General features: G+C 44.5%; 12 protein-coding genes. 10 read left to right on the top strand and 2 right to left on the bottom strand.

Annotated elements, in window-relative coordinates:
- Positions 1–81: 81 nt before the first annotated feature.
- Positions 82–309, top strand: coding sequence for a type II toxin-antitoxin system HicB family antitoxin (locus QUA53_RS21380; RefSeq protein ID WP_333099646.1), 228 nt, complete (start codon positions 82–84; stop codon positions 307–309).
- On the opposite strand, the gene QUA53_RS21375 is transcribed toward QUA53_RS21380, so the two are convergent.
- Positions 299–1,492: a DUF3800 domain-containing protein gene (locus tag QUA53_RS21375; protein ID WP_333099647.1), complete on the bottom strand. Its 1,194-nt coding sequence runs from the start codon at positions 1,490–1,492 to the stop codon at positions 299–301. The two genes, QUA53_RS21380 and QUA53_RS21375, sit on opposite strands and share 11 nt — an antisense overlap.
- A 173-nt stretch (positions 1,493–1,665) precedes the next feature.
- Positions 1,666–1,803 (bottom strand): hypothetical protein, encoded by a 138-nt coding sequence (locus tag QUA53_RS21370; RefSeq protein WP_333099648.1) that lies wholly within the window; start codon positions 1,801–1,803, stop codon positions 1,666–1,668.
- Here QUA53_RS21370 and QUA53_RS21365 point away from each other — a divergent pair.
- From QUA53_RS21365 to rsfS, 9 genes are all read left to right on the top strand, one after another.
- Positions 1,802–2,857 (top strand): hypothetical protein, encoded by a 1,056-nt coding sequence (locus tag QUA53_RS21365; RefSeq protein ID WP_333099649.1) that lies wholly within the window; start codon positions 1,802–1,804, stop codon positions 2,855–2,857. The genes QUA53_RS21370 and QUA53_RS21365 overlap by 2 nt on opposite strands.
- An 819-nt stretch (positions 2,858–3,676) precedes the next feature.
- The gene (locus QUA53_RS21360) at positions 3,677–4,345 is read left to right on the top strand and encodes a DUF3318 domain-containing protein (protein WP_015178535.1); all 669 of its coding nucleotides are present in this window, start codon (positions 3,677–3,679) and stop codon (positions 4,343–4,345) included.
- A gap of 396 nt (positions 4,346–4,741) precedes the next feature.
- Complete coding sequence (locus tag QUA53_RS21355) at positions 4,742–5,743, top strand: sugar transferase (protein WP_333065569.1); 1,002 nt, start codon at positions 4,742–4,744, stop codon at positions 5,741–5,743.
- Positions 5,744–6,290: 547 nt separating this feature from the next.
- Positions 6,291–6,728 (top strand): ATP-binding protein, encoded by a 438-nt coding sequence (locus tag QUA53_RS21350; protein ID WP_333065568.1) that lies wholly within the window; start codon positions 6,291–6,293, stop codon positions 6,726–6,728.
- Between the two features lie 161 nt (positions 6,729–6,889).
- On the top strand, positions 6,890–8,158 hold the full coding sequence (locus tag QUA53_RS21345; protein ID WP_333099650.1) for a WcaI family glycosyltransferase: 1,269 nt from the start codon (positions 6,890–6,892) through the stop codon (positions 8,156–8,158).
- Positions 8,159–8,276: 118 nt separating this feature from the next.
- Positions 8,277–8,693: a XisH family protein gene (locus QUA53_RS21340; RefSeq protein WP_333099651.1), complete on the top strand. Its 417-nt coding sequence runs from the start codon at positions 8,277–8,279 to the stop codon at positions 8,691–8,693.
- Positions 8,681–9,034, top strand: a complete 354-nt coding sequence (locus QUA53_RS21335) for a XisI protein (RefSeq protein WP_333099652.1) — start codon at positions 8,681–8,683, stop codon at positions 9,032–9,034. Before QUA53_RS21340 ends, QUA53_RS21335 begins: the two co-directional genes overlap by 13 nt.
- A gap of 253 nt (positions 9,035–9,287) precedes the next feature.
- Positions 9,288–9,923, top strand: coding sequence for a bis(5'-nucleosyl)-tetraphosphatase (symmetrical) YqeK (gene yqeK / locus QUA53_RS21330; RefSeq protein WP_333099653.1), 636 nt, complete (start codon positions 9,288–9,290; stop codon positions 9,921–9,923).
- A 138-nt stretch (positions 9,924–10,061) separates the two neighbouring features.
- Positions 10,062–10,481 carry a ribosome silencing factor gene (gene rsfS, locus QUA53_RS21325; RefSeq protein WP_333099654.1) on the top strand — a complete coding sequence of 140 codons (420 nt, stop codon included), beginning with the start codon at positions 10,062–10,064 and terminating at the stop codon, positions 10,479–10,481.
- The last annotated feature ends 2 nt before the right edge of the window (positions 10,482–10,483 follow it).

The following is a 10,483-nucleotide window of genomic DNA, read 5'->3' as shown; positions in this document are numbered from 1 at the left end:
TAAACGGAAAAACTTTGGGGTTCCAACTTTTCACAACTGATAAAAAAATTCCACCCACATCTGCGGAATGTGGGTTAGAAGATGAAAGTCAACGTTAAATCTCTAGATTATTACTTGAGTCTGAAATATGCTATCAGTTTTTATCCAGAATCTGAAGGTTATACAGCCATAATAAAAGACCTTCCGGGTTGTATGTCTGTGGGGGAAACTTTGTCGGAAGCGATGGATAATATTCAGGAAGCTAGGGAATTGTGGGTAGAGACTGCTTATGAGTGCGGCGATGAGATTCCTTTACCTGCTAAAAGTTAAAGTAGGGTGCGTCGCTTCGACAATTCTCGGCAATAGTAGCTATCCGATTGCTCGGATTGAGACTTAAATGATGAGTAACCGCCGATAAAAACTCTTCTATTCCATCGAGCAATGGCTGTTTGTTGATACTTCGCTCCACCAAATACCTTAACAACATACTATTTCGGGTGGCATCAAATGTATTTGGGTCAATGTAACTCCAATCAGGATCAGGAATCACTGACTTACCAATTACAATACCAGGTATATGCTCTATCCAACTCTCTGTATTTGGGTTGACACTTTCTTTAAAAGCATAGGTACAAGCAGCCGCAGCAATATCAGCTATTTGTATGCCTGGAAATTTATCGGATTCCACAAATTGAACTTCTTGGGACAGATTAAATGTAATGGGTTCTTCTACTCCTTGAAAAAAGTCAGTATAAATCTTATCCTCTCTCCCAATCATAGTATCCAACAGTCCATTGTTTTCTTTTAGTGGTTTACTAACATCACAAAAAACTTTAAGTTGGTTAAACTCTTTTCCCCAGTCACAGAGAATAGAAAACAAAGCCGAGGTCGAAAGCTCTAAAATCCACTTGCCTATATCAGTTCCTCGTAAAGAGTTTAATTCTTGATTAATCGTATTTCTATGATGAATACAGAAAGTCTTTATGTCGTCGAGTGTAGGCGAAATATCAGGTGTTTTAGAAGAACTAAAAAGAGAGTTAGGTTCTGTGTCCTCCAAACTTCTCATAAGCTTCTGAAAATCACTAAAAATTTTTTCAGCATCCTCGCTCAGACATACAAAATCCAGATATAAAATGTTGCTGATAAATCGGTGAAATTTTATTTGATAAAATAGAGAGCTTTTTTCTGATAGAGGTGGCTCAAATATATATTCATAAAATTTGCAAGCCAAGTTAAACTTTTTATGATAAACACCTACTTTTATACGATCTTTAAAGGTACTTAATATCTCAGCTATTACCTTTTTACCCTTGGAATTTTTAAGAAGGTTTCGACCTTTTAATTCGCCACCTTGTAGCTTATATTTTTTGATTATATTATTTACATATTCAGTAGCTTCTTCATGGTTAACTGCTACACTTGCATAAGCAAAAATCGTTGAATCTCGGTCAATAAGATTATTACCACTGAAACCTGATTCATCGCAGTAAATTTCTTGAATGGTTTCTTTCATAGAGATTCTCCGTTTAATTGTGAGAATTGTGTATTACCCGTTATTTTGGTACTATAACATGAAATTACAGAAGCATACCACTTCAGAAATGAAACTTAACAGCCTCTGTTCACAAATGAGAATTAACAATAATACAGAACTTGGTATTTGAGTACGCTCAGAAAAACAGCTTGCTATAATAAGACTGTGTGAGCGATCGCACTTTTCCCCAACCTTTCCAGAATCTCAGGCCACACGCCCGTAACACGATCGCAAGTACGATCGCCTATAATCGAAACTAGCCCAACTCTCATCAGTTGAGAAACCGCCATGAGTCAAGACAAGGAAGAAATTAGCTATTCACAGAAAACAGAACGTCTCAGAGTTATCGGTCAGTTTATCAAAACTGTCACACCGATGATTTGGACGATCGTAATTTTAGTAGTCATCATTCCCCTATTAGGTAACTTTCTAATTTCCCAGTCACTAACAAATACCGGAACCACAGCAGTTTTCGTCTCGCTACCGCACGATTTTAGCAAAGTCAACCAAGACGTTAAAAACGCTATCCAACAATCCCATACAACAGCCGAAACTTTCGCCTCCAAAGAATTGGATAAATGGGAAGCCGAAGTAATTGCACGAGTAGACAATAGTTTCCTCGATTGGTACTTCGATTACTTCAATCAAAAAAAGATGGAGTTTACCGTACCTTTTAATTTCGTGAAATCTGCCCTACTCAACAGATTTGATATGAATGCAGCATCTCGTGCTGTTTCCGAAAAATTAACCGAAGACTTTCAAAGAGAATTTGCTAACCGCGTACTCGTACCCAAAAACGCTCAACTGCGCTTTCAATTAATCACTCAAGATACTGCTAATTTGTACATATCAGAAGTTAGCAAGAATGTGAAAGTAGTTCAAAACAATTATAATATACCGCAAGTACAGTGGGACAAATATCTGAACGATATTGCCACCACAATTAGCGACAAAGGAAACGTCTCTAATTTATCATTAAAAGTATTAGTTGGCGGCAGCGGCTACTTAGTTGCTAAACCCTTAATTTTGGGGGTAGCAGCTAAAGTGGGCAGCAAAGTTACCGCAAAAGTTGCCAGCAAAGCCGCCGCCAAGGTAGCCACAAAAACAGGCGGTACAGTTGCTAGTCAGTTGGGAGTAAGTTTAATCGACCCGATTGTCGGCATCGGGATTATCATCTGGGATTTGTGGGATTACAATCACACAGTCAAACTAGAAAGACCGATTTTGCGGGAACATATTGTAGAATACTTGAAAGATGTCAAAAAGTCCCTGCTCACAAATCCTGAAAGTGGAATCATGGCAGCCATTTATCAGTTAGAAATCGGTCTTCTCAAGTCACTTTAAATTTGGCGTTGCTTAATACAGGTATGAGTTGAAGAACTCGAAATTGCCATAAGCCAAGCTTGGTGAGTTTTGTAACTTCAGAAAAAAGTTGCTTCATACCGTTAATCAGCAACGTAAAACAAGATAAGATAGAGCAAAAACTAGAAGAGTGGCAAGATTTAATCGGATATAAAAATATCATTAAACGGCATAAAACGCAAGCTTTTTAACTCTACTCACAAGGATTTAGTTATCAATAAATATAAAAGAATGAGAAATTTCAACAACAAGTTTTATTGCCCAAACTCACAGAAAAAACTTATCCGGTAATGTCGGAATTAAAGTTAAAAGATCGCGGCTAAACATCTCTCCACAACCCCTCGACTTCCTATTCTCAATCCGAAGCCCAAATTTATCAGAACAAGAAAGATATTTGAGGTAGAATTATGATGTAATATTTAAATCATAGTCAAGTTACTATCGAATATTGAAAGCTGTTAATTAACCGGGCCTAAAGCCAAGGTATAAAAATCGCGAAAACAGTAATAAGTTGTTCACAAAAAACTCTATTTTTGCCGAAAAGGATTATCAAAGCCGAAGCCAGAAATAGCAGTAGGGTAACTGGTACTTTATCGCTTAGATGAGTGTCAGTCCGCCGCTCAAATACTACAACGGAAATGATGGAGCAGGCAGTTGCGATCGCCCCCTGAGACTAAAATCAAGTAAATTTGCAAGTATTGGTCGATCGACCCCCGTTACTCGACTAGATTTTGATTAAAGGTTTGCTATACTCCAGAAATAGACACATATTAACCTTTGGAAAATCAATAGGCCGGAGCTATGACATCCTATGCAACCTCTACAGCAAGAGCCGAGATGAGTGAGATCCGGCGCTTGAAAAACATACTGCCCCCAGAACTCCAAAGTTGGGTAACAGTAGAAAAAACAATAGAAGTTAATCCTACCCTGATCCGCAGCGAAGAAATAGGCAAAGACCAGGTAGAAATCCAAATAGACCTGATCCGCTGGGAACAGCTAGCAATGGATCAGCGGAACCTCCTATTTTGGCACGAAGTTGCCAGAATCCAAAATGACACTATCCCCAGAGACGGTTGGGAAATGGCAGCCCTCGCCATTGGTTTAGGCGGCGCTGTCGGCGAACTTTGGGTGCAAGACGGCTTGCTGCTGTTACTAGCCCTATCCTTATGCGGTGTCTCCGGCTGGAGACTTTACCAAAAAAACAACGGAGAGAAAAGTTTAAAAGAAGCAGTAGACGCCGACGAAAAAGCCCTCGCCCTGGCAACCCGCTTCGGCTACACTCTCCCAAACGCCTACAAAAGCCTCGGCAGCGCCTTAAAAACCTTAATCGAGCAAACCTCCAAAAAACAGCAGCGGGCTAAATACGAAGCTCGTCTCCAGGCCCTCAAACGCAACGCAGCCAAAGCCAAAGCCAAAGTCAAACCCATCACCCGCGAAACTTCCCAGTCAGAAAACGTCTACAATTCTTAACCTCATCCCCCGACGCTGGTTACGGGGGTTTTCCAGTTAACCGTTAACTGTTGACTTGTGGGTTAGCTGTTAACTGTTAACTGCGATGGCTATCTTGTGCAAGACAGGCACCAAAATAATTAACGACAAGATTAATCGGCCTGAATCCACAAAAATCTTGATTCCGATGTCAAAGTTTGACCGCGACTGCGTTCAAAAATCTTTGGACCAAAACTGGCACTGGTAGACTTAAGTCTATGTTTGCCTTTGATATCATTCTCGGCGGGCGAGTTTGCAGGCGTTTTTGTAAAGTTTGTATAAAGCTACCCTTTTGTTAACCATAATATTTGGTAAAGGTGGAGCTGCTAGGACAGAATAGGCTAAAGACATCAGCTTGAAATTTGAAACCAGGACTTCATGGTCAGTCAAACCCCAGAGGCAGATTTTCGGGTAACGTACTCGGACGAGATTCCCTCAGTTCACATACCCGTGCGCTTGAGCGTACTTGAAGCTGTAAACTTCAAGACAACCTGCCAGCAACTTTTTTCGGAAAGCACCACCGTTCCCAGCAAGATTGTCCTAGACTTCAGTCAGACGACATTCATCGACAGTAGCGGGATCGGTGCTTTAGTCAGCAATCTGAAATTTGCCAAACAGCGTGGTAGCGACTTGGTGCTCCGAAGCCTCAAGCCGCAGGTGATGGCAGTATTTGCTCTCACCAGCCTAGATCAAGTGCTGACGATCGAGCAGCCCTCTGCAACCTCAACTCCCACAGAGACCAACCCCTCGGACAATCAGCTACCGATGACCCACCCCTCAGTGCAATCGTGGGTGAAGCGGCTGATAGACATTGTTGGGGCAATAGTTGGTTTGATGATTACAGGAATTTTGCTCGTACCCATAGCTGCAGCAATCACTATCAACGATCCAGGCCCGATATTTTTCGGTCAAACCCGCTGTGGCTGGATGGGCAGACAATTTCGGATTTGGAAATTTCGATCGATGTGTACCAACGCCGAAGCCATGAAAGCCCAAATCAAAAACCAGGCTTCTGGCGCATTTTTCAAAAATGACAACGACCCGCGGATTACCAAAGTCGGGCGCATCTTACGCAAAACCAGCCTCGACGAATTGCCTCAGTTTTGGAACGTGCTCAAAGGCGAAATGAGTCTAGTCGGCACTAGACCGCCTACCCCAGACGAAGTTGAGCGCTACGAAGTCCCTCAGTGGCAGCGTTTGGATGTCAAACCCGGGATGACAGGGGAATGGCAAGTCAACGGTCGCTCTCAAGTCCGCGATTTTGAAGATGTCATCCGTTTAGATTTAAAATACCAACAAAACTGGAGCCTGGTGTATGACCTCAAACTAATAGTCAAAACTGTAACAGTCCTGTTTAACAAAAATAGTGGCGCTGTGTAGGAACCCTCAACAACCAACCGCTGAACTTTGAGGTGCTGTTGCCGAGGGGGGACGGGAACTCGAACTCGATACTTAGTCAAGCAGACGATCGCTAGCGATACCTACGTTAGCATTAAGTGTTAAAATTCACACGCCCAGAAAATGCACAGCTAGTTGCCAGCTCTGCAATCAGAGCATTAATAATTAGCAATTGGCGAGTTCGAGGTCATACTCGAATTATCCCAGCATGATTTTCGAGGACGAGAAGAACTCACCTGTGTTTAGAAAAGTACCGACTGCTAACACGATCGAAGCTTAAATCACTTCCTCGCAAGCTGACTCGGGAATTTTCCCTATTTAAACGCCCTACCGAGGCGGGTTACAGTATCGGAAGTCTCTCATTTGCTGTGCGAGTAAATGGTGCGAAAGGAATGCTCACCTTGAGGCAAAACGGGCTTCTTCAACTCAAGCTTGACTTAACTAATATGTTGCCAAGACCTTGCCCTCCTTTTTCTCTCTCTCCGGCGCTGAGTACAGCGGTGGTGGGGGCCGACCAGGGGGAAGAAAGATGAAAGACAAGCAACCAAAGGCTGAGCAGCACCTTCAGGTTGAAACAGACCTGAATGCTTTAACATCCGTTTTGGAATGGTTGGAGAATATCGTTTTGCCCCTGCTGCCAGCGGATTTCTGGTGGCAGTGCCGGCTGATAATCAACGAAGGCTTTACAAACGCTGTCCGCCACGCTCACCAGAACTTGCCCCCCGCGACGCCCATAGACATTGAGGTAAAAGTGTTTGCCGATTACTTAGAAATTAGGATTTGGGACAGGGGTCAACCGTTCAACCTCGAAGCAAAGCTGCATTCGATCATGCAAGAGCAGCGCGATCCTTTGGACAGAGAAGGAGAAAGGGGACTGGTTTTCATGTACAAGCTCACAGACGATCTTCGCTATATCCGTACCGACGATCGCCGCAACTGCCTGGTAATGCGAAAAAACATTAGCTGAGGGCGCGATACCCGCCCGGTAAGGGCGGCTTCTTTCCCAAAGAGTGGAAGATCCCCTCGCCCCCTATTGTCCTACCCGGAACCCAACCACATCCTCTGCAATTCTGCGGGTGCAGGCTTGATGCACGCGGCTGCAGGACAATTGGCTTCAAAATAAATATTATGCGTATTCTAATTTATTCCTATAACTATTATCCAGAGCCGATCGGCATTGCCCCCCTGATGACAGAACTAGCGCAAGGCTTAGTCAAGCGCGGCCACCAAGTCCGAGTCGTCACAGGAATGCCCAACTATCCCCAGCGTCGGATTTATCCGCAATATGAGGGCAAATTTTACCTCACCGAAGAACACAACGGCGTCACAATTCAGCGCAGCTATCTGCGCGTCAACGGCCCCCACCCCAGCCTCCTAGACCGACTTGTGCTAGACGGGAGTTTTGTCGTCTCCAGCGCCGTCCAAGCCTTCAGAGGCTGGCGTCCCGACGTGATTTTCTCGACAATGCCCCCTTTACCGATTTGCGTCCCAGTCGCCTTTTACGGCTGGATTCGCGCTTGCCCGATCGTCCTCAACGTTCAGGATATCGTCTCAGAAGCAGCCGTGCGCGTCGGTTTGGTCAAAAAAAACGGACTGCTAGTTGGCATTGCTGACGCTTTGGAAAAATTGGCCTACAACACAGCCAGCCAAGTCAGCGTCATCGACAGCGGTTTTGTCAAAAAATTGCATTCTCAGGGAGTACCCCCCGAAAAAATAGTTTGCGTTCCCAATTGGGTTGATGTCAATTTCATTCGGCCCTTACCCAAGGAAAATAACTCATTTCGAGAAACTCACAAACTCAAGGGCAAATTTGTCGTTCTCTATGCTGGCAATATTGCCCTAACTCAAGGCTTGCAAACAGTTGTCCAAGCAGCGGCTCGTTTGAAACACATAACCGAAATTGCTTTTGTAATTGTGGGGGAATCAACAGCCTTGGCGCGATTGCAACAAGATTGCGAAACTTACAAAGCTAATAATGTAATGCTGCTACCATTTGAACCGCGAGAGAAATTGCCCGAATTGTTAGCTGCTGCTGATGTTAGTTTAGTCGTACAAAAGCGCCGCGTTACTAACTTCAATATGCCATCAAAAATTCAAGTAATTCTCGCCAGTGGCAGGGCAATTTTGGCGTCGGTTCCCGAAACTGGTACGGCCCAGAAAGCAGTGCAGCAAAGCGGTGGCGGGGTGGTGGTAGCGCCGGAAGATCCGCAGGCTTTGGCTGAGGCTGTTGAGGATTTGTACCTGCACCCTGCTAAGGTCGATGCGTTGGGCGAGCAAGGCAGAAATTATGCTGTGGAGAATTACGGATTTGAGGAAGCTTTGAATCATTATGAAGCTTTATTTGCGGCGGTGGCAGCGAGTCATGCTGAGAAAATATTGGCGCCTTTGCCGAAATAATAAGCTCCTTATGTTAGTGAGTGCCGACCGTTATTTGTTTATTGGTGAAACCGAATCTTATAGAGTTATAATGTATTTACTGTATTTAAAGAGCGAGTAATATTTAAGTGTTTTTATAATGCCTGCCAAAGACACCTATCACAATGCAGTTAAAAATGCCCTGCTAAAAGATGGTTGGAAAATTACGGCTGACCCGTACTTCATCAAATATGAGGATGCCGAGTTGTATGCCGATATAGCCGAAGAAAAGCCGATCGCCGCAGAACGCCAAGGACAAAAAATAGTTGTTGAAATTAAGAGCTTTATTGGGCGATCGCTAATGTATGATTTTCACGGCGCACTCGGTCAATACATTGTCTACCGAAATCTGATTCAACTCACGGCTCCAGAATACAGGCTCTATTTGGCAATTGATGATATTGTATACCAAGATTTTTTTAAACGCAAGTCTATCCAAGTAATTACTAATGAAAATCAGGTTTTGTTAATGGTAGTTGAAATGGCAAAGGAGGAAATTCTGGAATGGATAAATTAGAATACTATCGCAATACAATTCAACAAATATTGACTGGATATTATGAAATGACCGTCACAGGGGCGATCGCACTAGATGAATTAGAGCCTGAGCATCGTCTAGCATTTGACGAAGAACGAGATCAATATCTATGGTTTCGTTCTGGCTGGGATGGCAAAAAACGGCTCCGCCACATTACTATGTATCTTCGGATTAAAGAGGGTAAAGTTTGGGTGGAAGAAGATTGGACGGATTTGTGCGTAGTTGATGATTTACTAGCAGCAGGAATTTCTAAGGGCGATATTGTTTTGGGGTTTCATCATCCTAGCAAAAGACCTTTGACAGAATTTGCCACAGTTTGATGAAAGACAAAAATTTCACATTCGTATCCGCTCAATAATTCGGGGCGGACTACCCACTCAGGAAAAATTTTGCGTCCTTTGAGGTGTATCGTTGAGCGATTTACCCCGGATTCTTGAGCGGATACGTCAAAATCCATACCTTGATTGTCACCCCTCCCCATCCCAGAAGCCACCACACCCCTGCGTGCCCGACACCGCAGCCGATCGAAACAAAACGCTAAAATAGTAGCTCATACAATTTTGGAGTTAATATTTGACACTTGCACCCGCGCGCGAAAACGTTCTAGCTTGGCTGTCAGACAGAGTTCCTGCTGCCCGCATCAAACATATTCTGGGAGTCGAACAGACAGCAGGTGACTTGGCTCGCCATTACGGCCTCGACGAAGCAAAAGCCAGATCGGCCGGTTTGTTGCACGATTTGGCAAAATACTTCAAACCTCACCTGCTGCTCCAAATGGCCCAGAAGGAAGGTTTAGAGTTAGACTCAGTGTTGGAAGCACACCCGCATTTGCTGCACGCAGACGCGAGCGCGATCGTCGCCAGAGACGAATTCGGGGTGGTCGATCGAGAAATTTTGGAAGCAATCGCCAATCACACCCTCGGCAGACCAAACATGAGTCAGCTCAGTTGTACCGTATTTGTAGCAGATACCATAGAGCCGAGCCGCGGCAACACAGCCGAACTAACAGCACTGCGCGAGGCAAGCTTGCACAATCTTTATGCAGCCGTGTGGCAAACTAGCGATTATTCTCTTAAATATTTGCTAGAAACTCGCTGCTACATCCACCCCCGCACCGTACTTACGCGGAATTGGGCGCTGCAAATGGCCCGCGAATCGCCGGAAACAGGAAATTCGACAGAAAAGTCGATCGAACAAATCACAAGTTAAAAGTAAAATTTATCAGAAATCCTGTCCTTACTTTTAGCTTCAACCTAACTCCTATTTCCCGTCTCAAACTGCCAACAACCGAAAGCGAATAGCGCACCCATTTCCCCTTACCCTATCACTTAGGAAATTAAACACTTAATGTCAGATCTAACTCAACTCGAATACTCCAGGGCCCAGTCTACAGCAACGGGCGGCACCTCCTCAGACGAAGCCCGAGGTCTGATCATGACCGTTGCCCAAGCAGCCGATGACCGCAAAGCAGTAGATATTGTATTGCTCCGCGTGTCAGAAGTATGCTACTTGGCAGACTACTTTGCGATCGTCACCGGATTTTCCAATGTGCAGGTACGAGCCATCTCCCAAGCGATAGCAGACCAAGTGGAAGAAGAGTGGCAACGCTTGCCACTGCGTACACAAGGCCTATCAGACGCTAGTTGGGTGGTCATGGACTACGGCGACGCGATCGTTCACATCTTGAAGCCTCAAGAGCGGGAGTTCTACAATTTAGAAGCGTTCTGGGGACACGCCGAACGCATTGACTTTTCCCCCGCGCCGTGAGG

Origin of the sequence: Microcoleus sp. Pol12B3 (assembly GCF_036701355.1) — a bacterium.
Taxonomy (GTDB): Bacteria; Cyanobacteriota; Cyanobacteriia; order Cyanobacteriales; family Microcoleaceae; genus Microcoleus.
The sequence above is the reverse complement of the archived record's forward strand: the minus strand, read 5'-3'. Positions and strand labels throughout refer to the sequence as shown.